At 63.6% G+C, this 21,300-nt stretch carries 21 protein-coding genes; 6 read left to right on the forward strand and 15 right to left on the reverse strand.

What is annotated here, in order from left to right; translation table 11 throughout:
• Positions 1–777 carry an amino acid ABC transporter ATP-binding protein gene (locus EB231_RS13050; RefSeq protein ID WP_206681909.1) on the forward strand — a complete coding sequence of 259 codons (777 nt, stop codon included), beginning with the start codon at positions 1–3 and terminating at the stop codon, positions 775–777.
• Positions 778–873: 96 nt separating this feature from the next.
• On the opposite strand, the gene EB231_RS13055 is transcribed toward EB231_RS13050, so the two are convergent.
• Entirely contained in the window at positions 874–1,749 is an 876-nt protein-coding gene (locus EB231_RS13055; RefSeq protein WP_172349159.1) for a LysR substrate-binding domain-containing protein, read from the reverse strand.
• 102 nt (positions 1,750–1,851) lie between these two features.
• On the opposite strand from EB231_RS13055, the gene EB231_RS13060 reads away from it, so the two are divergent.
• Genes EB231_RS13060 through EB231_RS13070 form a run of 3 tightly spaced genes read left to right on the forward strand, consistent with a single transcriptional unit; the run spans position 1,852 to position 6,038 of the window.
• Complete coding sequence (locus tag EB231_RS13060; protein WP_172349160.1) at positions 1,852–3,063, forward strand: trans-sulfuration enzyme family protein; 1,212 nt, start codon at positions 1,852–1,854, stop codon at positions 3,061–3,063.
• A 45-nt stretch (positions 3,064–3,108) separates the two neighbouring features.
• Positions 3,109–4,557 carry a M20/M25/M40 family metallo-hydrolase gene (locus EB231_RS13065; RefSeq protein ID WP_172349161.1) on the forward strand — a complete coding sequence of 483 codons (1,449 nt, stop codon included), beginning with the start codon at positions 3,109–3,111 and terminating at the stop codon, positions 4,555–4,557.
• A gap of 8 nt (positions 4,558–4,565) precedes the next feature.
• Complete coding sequence (locus EB231_RS13070) at positions 4,566–6,038, forward strand: aspartate ammonia-lyase (protein WP_246740931.1); 1,473 nt, start codon at positions 4,566–4,568, stop codon at positions 6,036–6,038.
• A 386-nt stretch (positions 6,039–6,424) separates the two neighbouring features.
• Here EB231_RS13070 and EB231_RS13075 read toward each other — a convergent pair whose 3' ends face one another.
• The 7 genes from EB231_RS13075 to EB231_RS13105 all read right to left on the reverse strand — a co-directional run bounded on the left by EB231_RS13075 (position 6,425) and on the right by EB231_RS13105 (position 13,330).
• Positions 6,425–7,714 carry an NAD(P)/FAD-dependent oxidoreductase gene (locus tag EB231_RS13075; protein ID WP_172349162.1) on the reverse strand — a complete coding sequence of 430 codons (1,290 nt, stop codon included), beginning with the start codon at positions 7,712–7,714 and terminating at the stop codon, positions 6,425–6,427.
• Entirely contained in the window at positions 7,707–8,456 is a 750-nt protein-coding gene (locus EB231_RS13080) for an ABC transporter ATP-binding protein (RefSeq protein ID WP_140774345.1), read from the reverse strand. The genes EB231_RS13075 and EB231_RS13080 overlap by 8 nt, the downstream gene beginning before the upstream one ends.
• Positions 8,380–9,210 (reverse strand): ABC transporter ATP-binding protein, encoded by an 831-nt coding sequence (locus EB231_RS13085; protein WP_172349163.1) that lies wholly within the window; start codon positions 9,208–9,210, stop codon positions 8,380–8,382. The genes EB231_RS13080 and EB231_RS13085 overlap by 77 nt, the downstream gene beginning before the upstream one ends.
• Positions 9,207–10,202, reverse strand: a complete 996-nt coding sequence (locus EB231_RS13090; RefSeq protein ID WP_172349164.1) for a branched-chain amino acid ABC transporter permease — start codon at positions 10,200–10,202, stop codon at positions 9,207–9,209. The genes EB231_RS13085 and EB231_RS13090 overlap by 4 nt, the downstream gene beginning before the upstream one ends.
• Positions 10,202–11,152, reverse strand: coding sequence for a branched-chain amino acid ABC transporter permease (locus EB231_RS13095; RefSeq protein WP_246740932.1), 951 nt, complete (start codon positions 11,150–11,152; stop codon positions 10,202–10,204). The genes EB231_RS13090 and EB231_RS13095 overlap by 1 nt, the downstream gene beginning before the upstream one ends.
• Positions 11,153–11,302: 150 nt before the next feature.
• Positions 11,303–12,415 carry a branched-chain amino acid ABC transporter substrate-binding protein gene (locus EB231_RS13100; RefSeq protein ID WP_172349165.1) on the reverse strand — a complete coding sequence of 371 codons (1,113 nt, stop codon included), beginning with the start codon at positions 12,413–12,415 and terminating at the stop codon, positions 11,303–11,305.
• A 141-nt stretch (positions 12,416–12,556) separates the two neighbouring features.
• Positions 12,557–13,330 (reverse strand): GntR family transcriptional regulator, encoded by a 774-nt coding sequence (locus EB231_RS13105; RefSeq protein WP_172349166.1) that lies wholly within the window; start codon positions 13,328–13,330, stop codon positions 12,557–12,559.
• A 110-nt stretch (positions 13,331–13,440) separates the two neighbouring features.
• Here EB231_RS13105 and EB231_RS13110 point away from each other — a divergent pair, with 110 nt between their 5' ends.
• Complete coding sequence (locus tag EB231_RS13110; RefSeq protein ID WP_172349167.1) at positions 13,441–14,193, forward strand: pyrroline-5-carboxylate reductase family protein; 753 nt, start codon at positions 13,441–13,443, stop codon at positions 14,191–14,193.
• Positions 14,194–14,216: 23 nt separating this feature from the next.
• Here EB231_RS13110 and EB231_RS13115 read toward each other — a convergent pair whose 3' ends face one another.
• The 7 genes from EB231_RS13115 to EB231_RS13145 all read right to left on the reverse strand — a co-directional run bounded on the left by EB231_RS13115 (position 14,217) and on the right by EB231_RS13145 (position 20,442).
• On the reverse strand, positions 14,217–14,966 hold the full coding sequence (locus EB231_RS13115) for an SDR family oxidoreductase (RefSeq protein WP_172349168.1): 750 nt from the start codon (positions 14,964–14,966) through the stop codon (positions 14,217–14,219).
• A gap of 24 nt (positions 14,967–14,990) precedes the next feature.
• On the reverse strand, positions 14,991–15,914 hold the full coding sequence (locus EB231_RS13120) for a 3-hydroxyacyl-CoA dehydrogenase NAD-binding domain-containing protein (RefSeq protein WP_172349169.1): 924 nt from the start codon (positions 15,912–15,914) through the stop codon (positions 14,991–14,993).
• The gene (locus tag EB231_RS13125; protein WP_172349170.1) at positions 15,914–16,780 is read right to left on the reverse strand and encodes a hypothetical protein; all 867 of its coding nucleotides are present in this window, start codon (positions 16,778–16,780) and stop codon (positions 15,914–15,916) included. Before EB231_RS13125 ends, EB231_RS13120 begins: the two co-directional genes overlap by 1 nt.
• A gap of 1 nt (position 16,781) precedes the next feature.
• Positions 16,782–17,105, reverse strand: coding sequence for an NIPSNAP family protein (locus EB231_RS13130; RefSeq protein ID WP_172349171.1), 324 nt, complete (start codon positions 17,103–17,105; stop codon positions 16,782–16,784).
• Positions 17,106–17,184: 79 nt separating this feature from the next.
• A complete protein-coding gene (locus EB231_RS13135) occupies positions 17,185–18,483 on the reverse strand; it encodes an alpha/beta fold hydrolase (protein WP_172349172.1) in 1,299 nt (432 codons plus the stop codon).
• 11 nt (positions 18,484–18,494) lie between these two features.
• On the reverse strand, positions 18,495–19,469 hold the full coding sequence (locus EB231_RS13140) for an alpha-ketoacid dehydrogenase subunit beta (RefSeq protein WP_172349173.1): 975 nt from the start codon (positions 19,467–19,469) through the stop codon (positions 18,495–18,497).
• 1 nt (position 19,470) lies between these two features.
• The gene (locus EB231_RS13145) at positions 19,471–20,442 is read right to left on the reverse strand and encodes a thiamine pyrophosphate-dependent dehydrogenase E1 component subunit alpha (RefSeq protein ID WP_172349174.1); all 972 of its coding nucleotides are present in this window, start codon (positions 20,440–20,442) and stop codon (positions 19,471–19,473) included.
• A 102-nt stretch (positions 20,443–20,544) separates the two neighbouring features.
• Between EB231_RS13145 and EB231_RS13150 the strand changes: the two genes are divergently transcribed.
• Complete coding sequence (locus EB231_RS13150; protein WP_172349175.1) at positions 20,545–21,291, forward strand: SDR family oxidoreductase; 747 nt, start codon at positions 20,545–20,547, stop codon at positions 21,289–21,291.
• Positions 21,292–21,300 lie beyond the last annotated feature (9 nt).

Here is a 21,300-nt window from a genome sequence, read left to right on the forward strand (position 1 = left end):
ATGGAGGCGAGTATCTCCGGCTTCTGCGTGGAAATGCATAACATTCACAAATTCTATGGCGCGGTCCATGCGCTCAAAGGCGTGGAGCTGCGGGTGAAACGTGGCGAAGTCTGCGTTGCGATCGGCCCCTCCGGCTCCGGCAAATCGACGCTTCTGCGCTGTATCAACCAGTTGGAGAGCATCTCGGCGGGTCGCGTTTTCGTGAAGGGCGAGTTGCAGGGATTCGTGGAGCGGGGCGGTCGTTTCCACCCCCTACCGCCAAGTCGGGTGGCAGCCCAGCGGCGCTCGACCGGCATGGTGTTCCAGCGCTTCAACCTGTTTCCTCACATGACCGCCCTCGAAAACGTGATGGAGGGGCCCCTCCATGTGAAGGGTTGGTCGCGGGAGCGGACGAAAGCCAAGGCCACTGAACTGCTCACGCGGGTGGGGCTTAATGGACTCGGAGGTCGATATCCCGCACACCTGTCCGGTGGACAGCAGCAGCGTGTCGCCATCGCGCGCGCGCTCGCCATGGAGCCGGAAGTGATGCTCTTTGACGAGCCAACCTCCGCGCTCGATCCCGAACTCGTCGGCGAGGTCCTGGACGTCATAAAGGATCTGGCACAAAGCGGTATCACGATGGTCGTGGTGACGCACGAGATCGGATTTGCACGCGAAGTCGGCAATCACCTGGTTTTCATGGATCAGGGACAGATCGTTGAGGAAGGGCATCCAAGGGCGGTACTCGCCAGTCCGAAGAACCCGCGAACGGTCGCTTTCCTCTCTAAGGTGCTGTGAGGGGAGGCCATGACTGAAGCAGGTAACGGGATCGGGTCTCGCCATCCTTCTGAATTCGCCCGGAAGCAAGCTGACACGCGGGAATGTCCGTGCACCTCAGAGCGCCGCCCGAAGATCGTCGAGGAATTCCGCAAGAATTCGGGAGGGAAGGCGATTGGGTGGCCTGATCAGCAGTGTCCGAAAGTAGAGTGCGGGCTCGAACGGCCGCAATGTCAGTCCGCGGCCCTCATAGGGCTCAGCGGTCAGAGGATCGACCAGGCCGACGCCAATGCCGGCGGCCACCATCGCGCAGATCGTCGTCGAATAAGGCGTTTCCATTACGGTTCGGATTGCGACGCCGGCTTCATTGAAAACGTGCTCGGCATCGCGTCGCGTCGTGTCTTCGCGAGCGAGAGCGATAAACGGATAACCCGCAAGATCCATTGGGCGAATGACGTCCAACGCCTCGAGCGGATGTCCCTTGGGCACCGCCACCGCCACGGGAAAGCGCGCAAACTCCGTTGCCTCGACCCCGGTGCGATCGATCTCGTCGGCGACGATCCCGAGATCGAACTGACCCGAAGCGACCAGATCGCGCACGTTGGAGGACATACGTGCCTGGAAGGTCACAGCGACGTTTGGGTTGCGGTCCATAAAAGCGTGAAGAGCACGCGGGAGAACGTTTGTCGACAACGCCGAAAGAGAAGCGATTCTCAGTTCGCCGGAACCATAATCCCGAATGCGGGCGGCCGCCCCCCTCAGATGGCTCAGGCCGAGAAAAGCCTGTTCGACCTCACGGAAGAAAAGCTGTCCCTCGGGCGTAGGGTGCAGTCTGCCCTTGATCCTTTGGAAGAGATCGAAACCAAGCGAACGCTCCAGCTCCTGGATACTTTTGCTGATCGCCGGCTGGGACACATGCAAAACATCAGCCGCGCGCGCCGTGGTTCCGTTGGTCATGACTACCCGGAAGACCTCAACCTGCCGAAGATTCATGGACCCCCCAACCAATAACTTTCGCGAATAGCAATGCCGCAAAAGCATATGCCTTTCGATCGATTTCCTAAAGTGTTCGCAGCCATTTTGAAAGGCGCTCTCATGAACGATCTCACCCAATGCGTTCTAACGCCCGATGTGCCGACCGACGGATTTGTTTCTCTTGGCGTTGGAGTGCACCGCGCTTCAACCATCGTATTCGCGAATGCCGCCGCCTATGCGTCACGCGGCGACCGTGGGCATCAGGGCTATTCCTACGGCCTTTACGGCACACCGACCACCCGAACGCTTGAAGCGAAGATCACGAGCCTGGAAGGTGGGGTCTGGAGTTTCCTCACGCCATCGGGGCAGGCGGCAAATGCCCTTGCCGTCATGCCGTTTCTGACCACGGGCGATCATGTCCTGATCGCGGACACCGCCTACCCGCCAATGCGGGACTTCGCGGAATCCGACCTGCGCCGCCTGGGCGTGGATGTGGAATTCTTCGACCCGCTTTCTCCGGAGGATGTCGCGTCGAAAATGCGGACCAGAACGCGGATCGTCTGGTGTGAAAGCCCTGGATCGACGACGATGGAAATCCTTGACCTGCCGAAAATCGCGGCGATCGCTCACCAAGGGGGAGCGCTGGTCGGCTTCGACAACACATGGGCGACGCCGCTTAACTTCAAGCCGCTCGAACACGGCGCCGACATCGTCACAGAAGCGCTTACCAAGTTCGTCTCGGGCCATTCCGATGTTCTGATGGGCTCGATCACCGTGAGCGACGCCGCGCTCATAAAACCTATCCGTTCCCTGATGGGAAGAATGGGCATCGGTGTCTCGGCGGACGATGCCTCGCTTGTCCTGCGCGGCTTTGAAACCCTGGGGGTGCGTCTTCGTCACTCCGAGAGGGTGGCTCTCGATTTCGCCCGCAGGCTTGCAGGCCATCCTCTCGTCGAGCGCCTGCTGCATCCGGCGCTTGAAACCTCCCCCGGGCATGAAATCTGGAAACGCGACTTCCTCGGTTCGAGCGGAGTCTTCAGCATCCTTTTCAAGGGCAGCGCGTCCCGGCATGTCGAGGCCGCGCTCGATGCTTTGGAGGTCTTCGCCATTGGCGCGTCCTGGGGTGGAACCCGCAGCCTTGCCGCGCCGATGTCGATCGACGGTTTCCGCAGCGCGGCACCATGGGCCGGACCGGATATCATACTGCGCCTGAGCATCGGACTTGAGGACGAGCATGAACTCTGGGCCGATATCGAACGACTTTTGACAAGCATCGAGGCACGGCAAAGCAAGAAGCATGAAGCGCCTCTAAAGGCCACTCGTCATGGCTGACAGTTCCCCGAAGGCCGCAGCCAAATAATCATCAGGTGATCACGCATGCCGAATTTGCAAAGTACGCTTCGTACCGTCGATGACAATTTCGACGTCTCGGTGCGCAAACTCTTGGAGTTGATTTCTATCCCGTCGATTTCGAGCGAGGCTTCGGGGCTGGCAGGTATCGTCCGCGCGGCCGAGTGGCTCAAGCGGGAGTTGTCGGCCATGGGGCTTTCCGTGGAGATCATCGAGACGAAGGGGCATCCCGTTATCCTTGCCCATTCTTTGGCGGGCCAGCGGACCAGACATCCGAGGCTGCTGTTTTACGGACACTACGATGTGCAGCCTGTCGGCGATCTGAACCAGTGGCAACATCCTCCCTTCGAGCCACGCGTGATGGAGGAAGATGGCATCCACAATTTCTACGGCCGCGGCGCGTCCGACAGCAAAAGCCAGTTCTGGACCGTCATTGAGGCGCTGCGCGCATGGAGGGCCGCCCGGGGCAGCTTTCCGGCAGATATCGTCGTGATGCTGGAGGGAGAAGAGGAGGCAGGCTCGCCGAGCCTGCCGGAATTCATCGACGCGCATCGACATGATCTTCGATGCGACGTCGCATTTATCTGCGATGCCGAGATGTGGTCACCGACACAGCCCGCGATCACGACCCAGCTCAAAGGGCTGGTCCACGAGCGGGTGACGATCTTTGCTCCCAATCCCGACCTTCACTCAGGTCACTATGGCGCCGTGGCCGCCAATCCCATCCGCATATTGAGCGACATTCTGGCCGGCATTCATGACGAAGCCGGGCGAGTGACCATCGGGGGCTTCTATGACGACGTGTCCGAAATCCCGGATAGGCTGCGCCAACGATGGCGGCAGCTGGCGCAGGACGCCGGCCGGTTCGAAGAGGTCGACCTGAGCGGCGGCGTAACGGAAAAAGGATACTCCACGCTGGAAGCGATGTGGGGACGTCCTACTGTCGACATCAACGGCATCACCGGTGGAAACCAGGGGCCGGCCGAACGGTCGGTCCTGCCAGGAAGCGCAACAGCCCGTCTTTCGTTCCGGCTCGTATGCGGACAACAACCGGAAAAGGTCCGCGCCGGATTCAGAGCTTATGTCAAATCAGAGCTTCCCAGGGGTTGCACTGTGGAATTCGAAGGGGCGGGAGGCAGTTCGGCGGTGGTCCTGTCGCAGGACAGTCCGTTTCTCGCTGCCGCCGCGCGCGGACTGGAACAGGAGTGGGAAAGTCCTGCCATTCTGAGAGGAACGGGCGGAGCGATACCGCTGGTGCAACAACTCAGCGAGGTTCTCGATGCGGAATGCGTCGTCATCGGCTTCATATTGCCGGGCGACGCCATCCATGCTCCAGACGAACGTTACGATACTCGGCGTCTTCGCAAAGGGATTCGCAGTTGGATACGGATCTTCGAAGAGATCCAACGGGAATCCTCCAGGGACATGCTCGACCAACGGCTTGCAACGAGCCAGCACGACGGCAGGCCGGAATAAGAAAATCAGTGAAACCCCTTGAATCCCGTGGCTTCCGCCAAACCGGCGGAGAGTTTTTGCATTCTTCAACTGGACGCAGAATGCCGGCCTCCCGCATAGACACCGATAGCCTTGGGCCGCGACAATTGCCTGAGGACGCGCTTTACGGCGCGGCCACCATGCGCGCGCATGACAATTTCGACATCTCCTCCCGCAAGCTGGGCGATGCGCCGGAATTGCTGACCGCGCTCGCGCAGATCAAGCACGCCGCTGCGGCTGCCAACCGCGATGTCGGCGTACTGCGACCCGACATCGCCGATGCGATCATCGCGGCATCGATCGAAGTCGCGAACGGGCTGCACGCCGATCAATTCATCGTCGACTTGCTGGAGGGGTCCGGCGGCACATCAATCAACATGAACATCAACGAGGTCGTCGCAAACAGGGCGCTGCAACTGTTGGGCGATGCGCCCGGTCATTACGACCGCGTGCATCCGAACGATCATGTCAATGCCGGCCAGTCGACCAATGACGTCGTACCGTCGGCCATAAAGCTCGCGGTCCATGAAAAGTCCGGCAGGCTCATAGACGTCCTGGCGCATCTCGCGGACGCGCTGGACGACCGCGCCGAAGCGTTCAAGGATGTGCTGAGACTCGGCCGGACCTGCATGCAGGCGGCGCAACCTATGCGCCTTGGCCAGGCTTTCGGCGGTTATGCAGCGGCTATCCGCCGACTCATCGTGAAGCTGCTCGGCGCCCGTGACGAGATGCTGACCTTACCCCTCGGCGGAACAGCCATCGGCACCGGGCTTGGCTCGGCGCCCGGCTACCGCAGCGCGATCTACAGCCATCTGCGTGAGATCGTTGGCGCCGACGTTCGCCCGGGCGAGAACATGTTCGACGCCATGCAGAACGCCGATGGCTTTGCAAGGATCTCCTCCGAAATTCGCATCTGCGCCGAGGTGATCGGAAAAATCGCTTCGGACCTCATCATACTCTCCTCGGCTTTGGACGGGGGCCCGGGAGAACTGCGGCTTCCCTCGGCGCAGCCCGGTTCCTCGATCATGCCTGGCAAGATCAACCCGGTGCTGCCTATGATGATGCAGCAGGTCGCGTTCGCCGTGGTGGGTAACGACGCCGTGGTGTCGCTGGCATCGCTCCAGGGACAGCTCGAGATCAATCACTTTGAGCCTGTCATTGCATCGCGCCTCTTTGATTCCATTGACCTCCTTGCGAAATCGACGCGTATCTTCGCGGATCGCTGTGTCGCCGGCATCGAGGTCGACCGTGACCAATGCCTGAAGAACCTGATGTCCTCCGCAGCCCTCGCGACCGTCTTTGTTCCGAAGCTTGGTTACACAAAGGTATCAAAGCTGGTGCACTCGTCGGCTACGGACCAGCGGCCTTTCATCGATCTCGCCATCGAGCAGGGATTGCTGACCCACGAGCAGGTGCTCGACCTGTTGCGCGAAAGTACGGACTACCAACAGGACGCCGTGTGAGCCGCTATCCGGCTTGCGTCTGATTGTGCTGCCCTCGTCTCCCGGCGTGTTGGAGAGCTGCGGCGTAAAATAGTGTGCAAGAAGGCGGCTTTGCTTCGAGCCGCAAAACTGTCACTCAAAGGCTGCGGCCCAATCTCCGCACCTATTTCGGCCGGCCGGAATCAGGTGGGCAGACATCACAGGAAGAAGGTCTCGGCAGCTCCAACGCCGATCTCGCGATGCCGCCAACAAGTCGCCTGCTGCATCCACCAAAGGTCGTGCTTCGTTCAAATCCTGGTGGGCTTCGCGGGACTGCCGCGTCAATGGCATGAAGTGCCAAGGCAACACCATGGCTGGACCATCAAGCCGCCGGCACACGAACTCAGCGTCCTCGGCCTATAATGGCATCAAGAGCTTCGATCCTTGAAACGGTTCCAGATGTGCATGCGGTTGGCGACCTGCACGGCGACCGGATGGAACGGAACCGGTTTCATGTTGGTGACCGGCAAAGGCATCTGCTCGTCCCGGCGCCGGCCTGCTGCCCAGCGGCCGATTTCCTGGCCAAGCGACATTGCCAGTGCCACGCCGCGGCCGGAATAGACGCCGCCAAACACGAGGCCGGGCGCCAGGCGATAGAGGCGAGGCCTGCGATCAGGCACCACGGCAAAGGTGCCATGCCAGTATTCCACGAGCGCCGGTTCGCCGCCGAATGCGTGAAAAGCCTTGCCCAGCATGCTCGAGACCTTGGCGCGACCGCGGTCGGCCTCGTCGAACCAGAATGTATGCGTGCCGCCGCTCACCAGCCGGCCGTCGACGTCGTAGTGGAAATAGCGGATGTCGTTGCGCATGTCGGACACTGCGGGGTTGCCGACAAGGATCCTGGTGCGCAAGCCTTCCGGCAGCGGGTTTGTCGCGGCCTGGAAGACCTTGAACGGCATCAGTGTCTTCTTCAGCCCAGGCCAGAGGTCGCCGGTAAGCGCATTCGTGGCAAGTACCACTTCTGGCGCCGTGACGCTTCCCGTTGCGGTGAGGACGCGCCAGCCGCCTTCCACCTTCTCGATGCGAGTCGCCGGGGAGTTCTCGAAGATGGTCACGCCTTCGCGCTCAAGGGCGCCGGCAAGGCCAATGGTCATGGCGAACGGATTGATGTGGCCGGAATTGTGCACCATCCAGCCGCCGAGATAGGGGCTGCCGATGCGCGCGGTGGCCTCGGCCCGGTCAAGCCAGGAGACATTGGCGCCGAAGGCTTTCCACTCCTCGTAGAACTGGCGCGCGCGGGCAAGCGTGGCGTCGGTGTGCGCGGGCTGGATCCAGCCTTCCTGAACCTGGTGGGCGTCGATGTTGAAGCGCTGCATCAGGCCGAAGGCGACGCCGGCCGCATCCGCAACCATCCGATTGTAGCGCTCACCGATCGTCTTGCCGTAGACCGCCTCGAACTCCGCCGGCGAGGCCTTGGAATGGTGGGAGATGACAAGGCCGTTGTTGCGGCCCGACGCCGCCGATCCGATCTCGTTGCTCTCGAGCAGGATGACGTTGACGCCGCTGTCGCGCGCGCCGAGTGCCGCGGCCATGCCGGTGAAGCCGCCGCCGACCACCAGCACGTCCGTCTTCAGCTCGCCTTGCAGTGCCGGTGCGGCTGGGCGCCTGTTCGCGGTCTTGCGCCACAGATGCGGCGTCTTCCAGTCGACCTCAAACATGAAGGACGTCCTCGCTGGCGCCGCCGAGATAGTGTTCCCTCAGGGCCGAATGCGCGGCCATTTCCTGCGCCGGGCCATGCAGCTTCACCTTGCCGGTGTTGAGCAGGTAGGCGTAGTCGCCGCATTCGAGCGCAAGCTGAACGTTCTGCTCGACGAGCAGGATCGAAATGCCGTTGCGCGACAGGTCGAGGATGATGCGGAAGATCTGGTGGACGATCTTCGGGGCGAGACCGAGAGATGGTTCGTCCAGCATCAGAAGCTTCGGCTCGGCCATCAGCGCGCGGCCGATCGCCAGCATCTGCTGCTGGCCGCCGGACATGCGGCTTGCCATGCCGTTGCGCCGTTCCTTGAGCACCGGAAACAGCTCGAACACCTCGGCGCGCAACGCCTCGAAACTCTTCCCGCCGCGACCGATATGGGCCGCGACCATGTTTTCCTCCACCGTCAGGCGCTGGAAGATCTGCCGGCCTTCCGGGCAGTGGGTGATGCCGAGACGCACGACCTGTTCGGGGCGCATCCCGGTGATGTCACGGCCCTCGAACGCGATGCTGCCGGCGGTGGGCCGCGCAACGCCGGAGATCGAGTTGAGCAGCGTCGTCTTGCCGGCGCCGTTGGGACCCAGGATGACGACGATCTCGTGCGGATCGACGTCAATGCTGATGTCCTCAAGAACGCCGACGCGCCCGTATCCCGAGCTGAGCCCGGCGATCCTGAGCAGCGGCTCGGATGTCGTCGATGTCATTGGCGGTTCCCAGATAGGCGAGTTGGACGTCGGTGCTTGCCTGCACCTCGGCGGGCGTGCCCCGGAAGAGCAGTTTTCCGTGATGCATGACGATGATGCTGTCGCAGAGCGTCATGACGAGATCCATGTCGTGCTCGACGACGATCATGATGCGGTCGGGCGAACGCAACGCGGTGAGTTTTGCCGTCAGCTCCGCCGTCTCGTGGTGGTTCAATCCGGCGGCGGGCTCGTCGAGCAGCAGGACGCGCGGATTGGCGACCAAGGCGCGGGCAATTTCCAGCATGCGTTGCCGGCCATAGGGCAGGCCCCCGGCATCGACGTCGGCATAGGCTTGAAGGTCAAAAAACCGCAGGATTTCCATGCATTTTTCACGCCGGCGCCGGCGCTGGGCGTTGGCATAGGGTGGCCAGATCACTTCCCTCCAGGCGGCCGCAACCTCGGCGGGATAGAAACAGACTTCGAGGTTTTCGATCGCCGACATCTGGTCGAAGAGCCGGATGTTCTGATAGGTGCGGGCAATTCCCGAATTGGCGATCTGGTATTTCTTGAGCTTGTCGAGACGCTTGCCGTCGAGCGTGATCGAGCCGGAGGACACCGTGTAGGAACCCGCCGTCATGTTGATCAGCGTCGACTTGCCGGCGCCGTTCGGTCCGATCACGCCGTGGATCATGCCGGGGGCGAAGGCGGTCGACACGTCGTCGATGGCGACGACCTCGCCATACACCTTGCGAAGGCTCTGAAAGACCAGCGTCATTTTCCGAAAAGCCCCCGGATCAGTTTCTCCGGCCCAAAGCTGCGCGGCACGATGCCGGCCGGGCGCGCGATGATCAGCGAGATCATCAAAAGACCGAGGAAGAGGATGCGCCATTCGGCGAATTCGCGCAGCAGCTCCGGCAGCAGGATCAGGATTGCCGCGCCGGCGACGATGCCGAAGATGTTGCCGATGCCGCCGACCACGATCATCAGCACGATCAGCACCGATTCCTGCAGCGTGAAGCTCTCCGGGCTGACGAAACGTTGCGATGCGGCGAAGATCGCGCCGGCTATGGAGCCGATCGTGGCCGAGGTGGCGAAAGCGGCAAGCTTGGCATTGGTGGTGTTGATGCCGATGCCGCGCGCGGCGTCCTGGTCCTCGCGGATCGCCGCCCACGCCTTGCCGAGGATGGAACGCTCCAGCCGCCAGACCACGGTGCCGACGATCAGCACGGTGATCAGCAGCAGCCAGAAGAAGTCGATCGGCCGGGCGATCTGGATGCCGAGGATCGAGGCCTTGTCCAGGCGGGCAATGCCTTGCGGCCCTCCGGTCAGCCAGTCGAGATTGTTGATGATGATGCGGATGATCTCGCCGAAGCCAAGTGTGACGATGGCCAGATAGTCGCCCCGCAATCGCAACACCGGAATGCCGAGCAATATGCCGGTGAACGCGCCAAGGCAGGCGGCGACGAGCAGGATGAGCAGGAACGGCATATGCAGGCCGAGCTGGGGGCTTGCCAGCAGCCCATAGCTGTAGGCGCCGACCGCGTAGAAGGCGACGAAGCCGAGGTCCAGCAGCCCGGTATAGCCGATCACGATGTTCAGGCCGATGCCGAGCAGGATGTAGATCAGCAGGCTGTTGAGGACACGGACATGGTAGTTGGGCAGGAAGGGCGTGGCCACGATCAGCGCGATCGCGATGGCTAAGACGAGCCATGAGATGGTCCGGTTCGCACGCGGCCGGGCGGTTGCGAGGGTGTCGGCGGCGGCCATCAGAATTCCCTCTTGTACACGATGCTCTCCTCGGAGACGGCCTCGCCGAGTATGCCGGCGGGACGGACCAGGAGCACGAGTATGAGGATCGCAAAGGCGAGAACGTCGCGATACTCGGTGCCGAGCACGCCGTTTGTGACGATTGGCAGCAGCGCGGTTCCCCACACTTCGATGAAAGCCAGGATGAAGGCGCCAAGCATGGCGCCAGGGATCGAGCCGATGCCGCCGAGGATGGCCGCGGTGAAGGCCTTCAGCCCGATGACGGCGCCCATGCTGGGCGACATGATGCCATAGTAGCTGGAATAGAGGATGCCGCCGGCAGCACCCAGAAGCGGCCCGACGAAGAACACCATCGAGATGGCGCCGTTGACGTTGATGCCCAGCAACTGCGCGGTCGGGCGGCTTTCCGACACGGCGCGCACGATGATGCCGATACGGCTCCGGTTGACCAGGACATGCAGGCCGAACATCAGCACGAAGGCGGCGATCAGGATGCCGATCTGCATCAAGGTGATGGTGCCGCCCATCACCTGATAGCGGACGACGGGGAAGAAGCTGGGAAAGGCGACCGGCTGTGGGCCAGCCAGGATCTGCACCCCGGTGACGAGCGACAATGAGACGCCGAGCGAGGAGAGCATCGGTGCGAGCCGGGTGGAGCTTCTCAGCGGTTTGTAGGCGACCCTTTCGATGCCGACGCCGATGAGGCCGACGAGGAAGATCGCCACGAGAAAGGCCGCGGTAAGCGCCAGCGCGCCCGACACCCCGACATCGCCGACCAGCAGGCTGAGCGCCAGAAACGCGACATAGGCGCCGAGCATGAACATCTCGCCATGGGCGAAGTTGATCATGCGCAACACGCCATAGACCATGGTGTAGCCGAGCGCGATCAGGGCGTAGATCGAGCCGATGGTCAGGGCATTTACCGTTTGTTGGATAAGGTTTCCCAGCATGGGCCGGCGTCCTGTGCCTGCAACCCCATGGACCGGTCGAACCGGGAAGGGGAATGGTCGACGAGGCCGCCCGTACTTGCGGCAGGCACGCCCGTCAACAGGTGAAGGAGCCGCTTCGCGCGTAGCGATGCGGCTCCGGCGGTCTGGCTGCTACTTCGAACCGACGAGCTGGAAGCCCGTTCCCTCCACCTTGTAGAGGTAGGATGGGGCGACTTTGAGTTCGCCGGTTTCGTCGAATTCCAGCTCGCCGACGACCGTCTTCGCCTTGACCGCATGCAATGCCGCGTTGAGGTCCTCACGCGTCAGGCCCTTGGTGGTCTTCAGCACCTGTTCCAGGATCTGGCCCTGCACATAGCCGTAGATGGAATACGGGCCGGCTTCCTCGCCATACTTCGCCTTGTAGAGCTTGGCGAAATCGGCGATCTCGGGCGAAGCATCCATCGGCGGCACCTGGATCGCGACAAGCGTGCCCTGGACATTGGCTTCGCCGGCCTGCTTGATGAGGTCCGGCGTGTAGCCGCCGTCCGGTACCATCAGCGCGGCGGCGATGCCTTGCTCGTGCATCTGCTTGGCGAACAGCGCAAGCTGCGGCATGACGGCGCCGAGATAGATCGCATCGGGCTTCTTGGACTTGATCTGGGCCAGCACGGCGGTGAAGTCCACGTCGGACGGCGCCACGGCAATGGTATCGAGGACCTTGCCGCCGCCGGCTTCGAAGTTCTTGGCGAAGATTTCGGAAATGCCCTGGCCGAAGACCTGCTTGTCGTTGACGATCACGGCTGTCTTGGCGCCGAGCTTGCCCAGCGCATATTCGGCCGGCAGCAATGCCCCGGCCAGATCGTTGGCCACCGGGCGCACCATGAACTTGTAACCCTGCTTGGTGAGAGACGGGTTGGAGCCGAAGGTCATGGTCGGCAGCGTGCAGTCTTCATAGATCGGCAGCGTCGACTGGGCGACGCCGGAATTGAAGTTCACTAGGCCAAGCACGACCTTGTCATTGTCGCAGAATTTCTGGGCCACGAGCGTTCCCTCGCGCGGGTCGGCCTTGTCGTCCTGCTGGTCATAGGCAATGGTGACGCCATTGACGCCGCCATCGGCGTTCAGCTTGTCGACGTAGAGCTTGAAGCCATTGTGCCAGGTGCTGCCGAAATAGGCCTGCGCGCCCGAGAGCGGCGCGGACATTCCGACGGTGATCTGCTCGGCCATGGCCGGCGCTGCAAAAAGCGAAGCGCCGAGAAGAAGTGTGGCGATAGATTTTTTCATCATGGTTCCCCTTAGCTGCTGACTACGACAGGGGAGGCCGTTCCGGTCTTCTTCCCCGTGTAAGCCCATCGAAGCAGACAAAGAGAGCGCCGTCAAGAAAGTGTCGACACTATTGCGTTCAATTTTGTGCTCAGATATCGATTATGCGTCGCGAGCCCTTCGGCGACGCTTCAGCTCGGCGCCGTTGTCGGGCGCGAAAACCTTGAGCAGGGCGTCCTTGAGCGCTTGCTGCGTGGCGGAGACGGTCATTTCGATATGTTCGCGCAACAATTTCGCGCCGTTCTCGGCGTCGCGCTTGACGGCGGCTTCGACGATGGCCGAATGGGAGGTGATCTGTGCCTTGTCATGCGAGGGGTGTTCGATCTGGATGCGCCGGATGAAGCGGATGCGGGCATTGATGGAGCTGAGCTGCCCGACGAGCTCGGGATTTCCGGACAGTTCGGCGATGAGCAGATGAAAGCCTTCGTCCTCGGCCAGGATGATGTCCGGAGGCTGGTTCGGGTAGACATCGACAATCGCTTCCCAATACTGCCGCAAACGATCGATCTCGCTGTCGTCCGCACGCTCGCACATCAGCTTGAAGGCGGCGCATTCGATGATGGAGCGCAGCTCATAGAGATCGAGCAGGCCCTCGGTGCTGAGGCTCCTGACGAAGAAACCGCGATTGGGTGTGAGCGAAACGAAGCCCTCGGAGGCAAGCCGGTTCAGCGCCTCGCGGATCGGCGTGCGCGACACGCCGAGGCTGCGCGAAAGCTGGACCTCGTTGATGCGTTCGCCAGGCTTCAGCTTGAACTCGACCAGAAGCTTGCGGATGGTGAGGTAAGCGCGCTCGCTGCTGTCGGCGGTGCGGCGCGTCTCGGCCTCGTTGGCGAAGGACGGGTCGCTGTCGGCGCCAGTCTCGGCTCGTTCGGTCATGAAGGTTCCAATCCGGTTTGTCTGCAGGCTGTGTCGACACTTTATGGTGCATCTTTCTTTCCCAACTTCACAGGAATGGCAAGCCACAGGTTGCAGCGCGGGAGACAACTATGATGATCGGTGTTCTTGGCGTCGGGCATCTGGCGGCATCCATGCTGGCCGGGTTCCGGCGTTCCGGGCTTGACCCCGCGGCATTCATCCTGTCGCCGCGCGGCAAGGCTGCCGCGCTGGCCGCCCACCATGGCTTTCAATTGGCGGTGGACAATCGTGATCTCGTCGAACGGTCCGATGTCGTCATTCTGTCCGTGCGGCCCACCCATGCGCCGGATGCGGTTCAAGGCTTGCCGTGGCGCGAAGGTCAGGTGGTGGTTTCGGTCTGCGCTGGGGTTCTGCTGTCACGGCTCGATGTCGCGCCCGCGCGCGCTGTGCGCGCCATGCCGTTCACCGCTTCGGAGATTGCCTCCAGTCCGACGGTCTATTTTCCCGATATCGAGCAGGCGCGGACGGTTCTTGACCGGCTCGGCCCCTCGATCGCTCTTGCCAGCGAAACGGACTTCGAGGTGGCGACAGTCAGCGCCGCCGTGTACGGCTGGGCGCAGGATCTGATCCGCAACACAGCCGATTGGTCAAGCGCCAGGGGTCTCGACCCGGAAATCGCACGCCGGCTGGCGGCAATGACCTTCGTGGCGGCCGGACGGCTGATTGCGGAGAAGAGCGAGCCGATGGATCGGATGCTCGAAGAGCTGGTGACACCGGGCGGCATCACCGAGCGGGGGCTGCAGGTTCTTTCGGCGCGCGGCGTGCCGGCGGCCTGGGAGGAGGCCTGCGCGGCCGTGCTCGACAAATTGACCCGATCTGGCTGATCCGCGGCCTCTTTGAGGCGCGGTCACCGCTGCGGGGCTGGTGGATAGGTGTGGCCGCCGGTGGCTTGTTCGCTGGGCGTGACGGTCAGTTCGGCGATGTCGACATGGTCCGGCATCCGCAGCGCGGCAACAAGCACGGCCGCGATATCGGCCGGGCCGAGCGGCCGCTGCTCGCTGTACATGCGCTTGCGCAGGCCCTCGCGGTCGCCGTCGAAGGCCTTCAGGTAGAAATCCGTTTCCACACGGCCGGGCGCGATCTCGGTCAGCCGCACGCCGGTGCCAGCGAGATCGAAGCGCAGGATGCGGCCGGCCTGGGAGAGGCCGGCCTTGGCCGCGCCATAGGTCGTCGTGCCTGGAAACACCGCGCCGGCCGCCGTGCTGGTCAGGTTGAAGATGTGGCCACGCTTGCGCGCGATCATGCCAGGCAGCAACAGGCGGATGAGCTGCAACGGCGCGGTGAGGTTCAGGGCCACCACCTCGGCTGTTTCCTCGGCATCCTGCTCTTGAAGGGGACGCACCGTGGCCAGACCGCCGGCATTGTTCACCAGCACATCGATTTCCGTCGAACCGAGCGCCGAGGCGATCGCCTGATGGTCGCGCACATCGGCGACAAGCGGCTTGACGCGGGGTCCGAGCCGTTGCTGCAAGACCTGCAGCGCGTCATCGCCGCGCGCCAGCGCATGGACGGTCAATCCTTCCGCCACCAGGCTCTCGACGATCGCCGCGCCGATGCCTTTCGAGGCGCCGGTGACAAGGGCAGTACGGTAATCCATGGTTGCTCTCCAAAGCCGCTATGATCAAAGCGCGCCGCGTTCGGCCACCGTCTTCAGAATGTCGACGAGGCCGGCCTCGCGTGCCGCCTTCAGTTCGCGCTGGCTGCGCTCTCCCACGGCTGCATCCGTCGAAGCCGTGATCGCGCGGATCGTCTCGCCGTCGAGCTTGGCATCGAGCAGCGTGTCCCAGATCGCCTGATAGGTCGGGCCATACTTGTGCAGGAAATCCTCGATGCCATCGGCGTTGAGGCTGTTGGAAATGAACGAGCCCTGCAGCGTCCATTTCGGCCCCGGCCCGTACATGAAGGCTCGATCCACGTCCTCGACGGAGGCGACGCCATCGCGCACCAGCGCGATCGCCTCGCGCCACATGGCGCCCATCAGGCGCAGGGCGATATGACCGGTCACTTCCCGGTTGAGCGTCACCGGCTTCTTGCCGATCGCCTCATAGAGGGCGCGTGCCCGGGCGATCGCCTGTGGATCGGTCGCCTTGCCGCCGACGATCTCGATCAGCGGCATCAGATGCGCCGGGTTGAAGGGATGACCGAGCACGATGCGGCCGGGCAGGCGGCATTCGGCCTGCATGTCGGACACCAGCAGCGCCGAGGAGGAGGACGCGATGATGACCTCGTCACCGACATGGTCTTCGATTTCGGCGAGCAGCCGGCGCTTGAGGGCCAGGTTTTCCGGGCCGTTCTCCTGCACGAAGCCGACGCCTTCGAGCGTCTCGGCGAGCGTCGGGAAAAGACGGAGCGCACCGGGCGCCGGCGAGGGGCCCTTCAGCGCGTCGAGGTCGGCCATGAGGGCGGGCAACACCTCGCTGAATGCCGTCTCGCGCCGATCCGTGGGATCGAACACGCGAACCGCATGGCCGGCATGGGCAAAGCATGCCGCCCAGCGCTGACCGATCACGCCGAAGCCGACAATGCCGATAGTCGGCCTTTCCATCAGCTGGCCTTCCTGCCATCAAGCGCGACGCGAAAAGCCTCGTTGAGGTCGTTCCATGGGATCAGGAGATCGAGCCAGGCGCCGATCCGGCCAGCGACCAGGATTGCCTCGTCGATCAGGGCATCGAAGGGATGGCCGTCGCCCATCGCCGCCTCGAGCCGGAAAAGCAGAGCCGGCGTTTCTTCCATGTGGCAGAAGTCGCGCAGGCGGGTGCCGGTCTTGTTGAGCACGAGCGCCGCCGTCTGCCGCCGCACGGCCTCCTCCCTGCCGCGCGCCGCGCGGATCCACCATAGCAGCTCGTGCAGCACGCGCGCTTCCGACTCCGCCGTGAAGACGGGACCGGCCGGGTGCATGATCGCGCGGGACGCGGTGACATTGCCGATATCGGCGGGACAAGCCGCCCACAACGCCTTGCGCGCGGCGATGATATCCTGCGGGAGCGGCGACGGCGCCGGCGGCTCGGATGCGCCGCCATCCGATCGGACCAGCGTGCCTTCCAGAATGCGTCGGCCCTGGTCCCGCTTCAGTGTCGCGGCGAGCTCGGCAATGCCTTCCACCGGCGCGTCAAGATGGCCGAGAACGGTGATCTCGGCATTCTCCGCCTGAAGCGGCGCGAAGGTGATTTCGAGGAACTGCCGCACCGGCCAGTAGATGAAGGCGCCGGCAGTCGCGGCAAGCACATGCGTCGCGCCCTCGACATCCTCCACGAAGGGCGCATGCCAGTAGATATGGCTGCCGGCGATCTTGGGCGTATGGAGTTGCAGGCGCATCGGCAGGGCCGAAAGCAAGGCACGGCGGGTGCGGTCGGCATTGCCGCTGAGCCGCAGCGGCCAGCTTTGCCCCTCGGCCGAGAAAATCAGGTCCATCTTATTTTCCCGGATTGAAGAACGAAACTGGCTTGAGGATCTGGTTGCGCATGTCGAGCAGATAGTCGGTCTCGATCACCTTGCGCCGGTAGGCCTGCCATTCCGGGTCGGCCTCCATGCGGTCGCGCCGCTCTTCCCGGTCGGCAAGGCTGTCATATTTCCACAGATGCACGGTGCGCGAGAGGTCGCCGATATGCGTCTGGAAGAAGCCGAAGGGCTCGCCCAGATAATGCCGCTGCATCGGCAGGCCGACCTCCTCGTAGAGAGTGAGGAAATGCGACAGCTTGTTCGGGCGAGCGGTATAAATGCGATGGTCGAAGATCATCTTTGGCACTCCTTCTGGCATCTGCTCCGGCGCCCCAGCGCCGGTCAACGTGATCTGTCTGCCTCTCGCGGTCGCCGGCTCAGCCGGCGCTTCGCACCGTCTCGGTTATCAGCCGGGCCGTGAGCGTCGGCGCCTCAATCTGCGCGACATGGCCGATGCCATCGAGAAGATGGACGCCGGCAAAGCCTGGCGCGCGGGCCGCATGGGCGACCGGGATGATGCGGTCGAGCCTGCCCCAGATGAGCCGCGTCGGGACGGCGAGTTCCGCGAGCGCGCTGCCAAGGTCGAAGCCTTGCGTGCCGTCGGGGAACAGGCTTTCGGCCATCGCAGCGAGCGTGTCGCGATTGCCGGTCTTTTCGATCTGCCGCAGCGCGGCCTGCGCGTAGCCGCCAGGCAAGGCCGAGGGGTCGCCGACCATGACCGCCAGCCACCGCTCCAGGGCCTGGACGGTTGTGGCGCGGGCGAGCCCGGCAAGGAAACCCGCATTGATCTCGGGGCCGAGCCCGCCGGGCGCCAGAAGCGTGACGGAGCGGACCGCCAAGCGGCCAAGCCGGGTGAGCGCCAGAGCCGCCGCGCCGCCGAGCGAATGGCCGACGAGATGGGCATTGCCCACGCCCATTTCCTCCAGCCGGTCGGAGAGGAGGAAAGCGATCTCTTCGATGCTGCTCGCCGTCGTGGCGGCTTCACTGCCGTGGCCGGGCAGGTCGAGGCTGATAGTCTCGATTCCCGACCCGAGCAGCGGAACGACCTGCCGCCACACGGAGCGATCCGCTCCGAAGCCATGGATGAAAACCATCGGCACGGCTTGTCTGGCCAACGCCGGCGCGGCAACAGACGATGTCCGGCCCGGGGCCGGCGTCCGTAGGACCGCGGCATCCTGTTCGTTCGTGCGAGCGGCAAGGGTGGCATCGATGTCGCGCTTCTTGATGCGTCCGCGCGGCCCGCTTCCCGAAATGGCGGCAAGGTCGAGCCCGGCCGCGGCGGCAAGCCGCCGGGCAAGCGGGCTGGCGATCGGGCGGTTGCCGGGCTGCCGGATGGAGGAAGAGGCTTCGTCAGCCACAAGCTCGCGCGGTTTGGCTGCCGTGGCGGCTGCTATAGCCGGCCCGGGCAAGGCTGGCTGGCCAGCCGTCGGCTTCTCGTCCGCGATCGTGCCGAGCACGGCGCCCACCGGCGCTTCCTGTCCTTCGGCGAAGAAGATGTCAGCCAGCCAGCCGTCGCGGTCGGCTTCGATTTCGGTCGCGGCCTTGGCCGTCTCGACGGTGACGACCAGATCGCCGGCCTTGACCGGATCGCCTGGCTTCACCGCCCAGGCGATCACGAGCACGGCTTCCATGTATTCGCCACCGGCGCTGTCGATCGTGATCGGATGGGTTGTCATCGCCGCCTCCGTCACTTCAGCGTCTGCAGCGCGGCAGTGCGGATCTTTTCGGCATTCGGCAGCATCGCCGTTTCCAGCGGTTCGGAGTAGGGGATCGGCATGTCCGGCAGGGTCACGCGTGCGACCGGCGCGTCGAGCTCGTCAAAGGCGTGGTCCATGATCGTTGCCGAGAGCTCGGCGGCATAGCCGCAGAAGCGCCAGCCTTCGTTGACCACCACGGCATGGTGCGTTTTCGAGATGGAGGCGACGATGGCGTCGACATCGAGCGGGCGCAGCGATCGCAGGTCGACGATTTCGGCCGAAACGCCGTCAGCGGCGAGGAGGTCGGCGGCCTTCAATGCCTCCACCACCATCTTGGAGGTGGCGAATATCGAAATGTCGCTGCCCTCGCGCATGGTCGCGGCCTTGCCGAGCGGCACCGTCACATCGCCATCCGGCACCTCGCCGCGAATGTTGTAGAGCAGCTTGTGCTCGAGGAAGACCACAGGCTGGTCGTCGCGGATCGCGGCCTTCAGCATGCCCTTGGCGTCGGCGGGCGTCGAAGGCGCGACGACCTTGATACCGGGTATGTGGGCAAGCATGGAATCGAGCGCCTTGGAGTGCTGCGCGCCGGCACCGGCGCCGCCGCCGCCTTGCGTGCGCAGCACGAAAGGCATCTTCACCTGGCCGTTCCAGATGTAGTTGTAGATCGAGGCCTGGTTGACCAGGGCATCGAGCGTCAGCGGTATGAAGTCCGCATACATGATTTCCAGCACCGGACGGGTGCCGGTCATGGCCGCGGTCACCGCCATGGCGGTCATCGCCTGTTCGGATATCGGCGTGTCGCGCACGCGCGTCTCGCCGAATTCCTCCATCAGCCCTTTCGTCACTTTGAAGACGCCGCCATAGCGGCCGATGTCCTCGCCGAAGAGGAAGACGGAAGGATCGGCCTGCATCTCTTCGCGCAGCGCCGCGTTGAGCGCCTCGGCGTACCGCATCATGGCCATGTCAGTGCGCCTCGCTGTAGGGATTGCAGGCTTCGTCGACGGAAAATTCCGGCAGGGGATCGGACAGGGCGGTCTCGAAGGCTTCGGCCACCTCGGCCTTGGCCGCCGCCTCGATGTCGGCGAGCTTAGTCTCGCCGACATCGCCAAGAAGTGCCTTGCGTGAAACCAGCAGCGGGTCGCGTGCCTTCCAGGCGGCGATGTCTTCCGGCTTCTGGTAGCCGCCCATGTCGGAGGTGGAAAAGCCTTCGATGCGATAGGTCTTGCATTCGACCATGCCGGGGCCTTCGCCGCGCCGGGCACGCTCGGTCATGGTTGACACGGCGCGGTAGACGGCGACGGCATCATTGCCGTCGACGATCTCGGCCGGCATCGCATAGCCGGCGGCGCGGATCGACAGATCCGCGACCGGCGACTGCACATCCGAGGGGACGGTCAGGCCGAACTGGTTGTGCTCGAGCACGAAGACGACAGGCAGCTTCCACAGCCCGGCCATGTTCATAGCCTCGTGGCAGATGCCGGTCTGGGCGGCGCCGTCGCCGAAGATACACATGGCGACGTTGCCGGTGCCGAGAATCTGCATAGAAAGCGCCATGCCGGTTGCCGCCGGGATGCCCGCGCCGACAATGGCATTGCCGCCGATCACGCCCTTTTCGGCATCGGCTATCAGCATGTGGCCGGCGCGTCCGCCGCAGGCGCCGGTGGCGCGGCCGAGGATTTCGGCGACCACGGGGCGCATGGCCATGCCCTTGCCGATATAGACCGCGTGGCCGCGATGGGTGGTGGCGACCTTGTCACTCGCCTCGAGCACCGCCGTTGCCGCGACACCGACGGCTTCCTGGCCGTCGCAGCGATGGATCGGACCGCGCGTGCGGCCTTCCTTGTGGAGCGCGCCAAGGCTCTCTTCCAGATGCCGCACCAGCAGCATCCGGCGATAGATTTCCAGGTGTTGTTCGACGGAAGGAGTGTTTTTCACTGATATCTCCGATCTCGTGTCGAAATTAAATACAAAAGTGTCGACACTTTGCAAGGGCTTCTGCAAGATGGGGACGAACAAATCTGGAAAACAGGATCAACAATGCGTTTGAAGGACAAGGCGGCGATCGTGACAGGCGCGGGAGCCGGCATCGGCGCCGCCGTGGCGGAACTGTTCGCAAAGGAGGGCGCGCGCGTTCTGGTCGTCGACCGGGACGGTGGCAAAGCACGGGAGGTTGCGCACGGAACGGGTCAGCTGGCGATGGAGGCCGATGTCTCGGACGAGAGTTCCGTCATGGCCATGGTGGCGCGCGCCCAGGAGGCGTTCGGGCGCATAGATGTGCTCGTCAACAATGCCGGCTACGGCATACGCGGCTCCGTCGTCACCACCGCGGCGCAAGACTGGGACGCGCTGATGGCCGTCAACCTCAAGGGCGTCTTTCTCTGCTCCAAATATGCCGTTCCGGTCATGGCCGCGGGCGGCGGCGGAGCGATCGTCAACACCGCCTCCAACGTCGCCCATGTCGGGATTGCCGACCGAGCGGCCTATGTCGCGTCGAAGGGGGGCGTCGCGGCGCTGACACGCGCCATGGCGCTCGACCACGCGGCGGAGAAGATTCGCGTCAATGCCGTGGCGCCCGGCACCACCTGGTCGAGTTATTTCGACAAGATTCTGGAAACCCATTCCGACCCCGAGGGCTTCGTCACGGCGTTGAATGCACGCGCGCCGATGAACCGCGTTGCCCAGCCCGTCGAGATCGCGCAGGCGATCCTGTGGCTTGCGAGCGACGAATCCTCCTTTGCGACCGGCTCGATCCTGACTGTCGACGGCGGCATGACGGCTTGGTGAGATGCGCGC

This window comes from Mesorhizobium sp. NZP2298, from assembly GCF_013170825.1.
GTDB lineage: Bacteria > Pseudomonadota > Alphaproteobacteria > Rhizobiales > Rhizobiaceae > Mesorhizobium.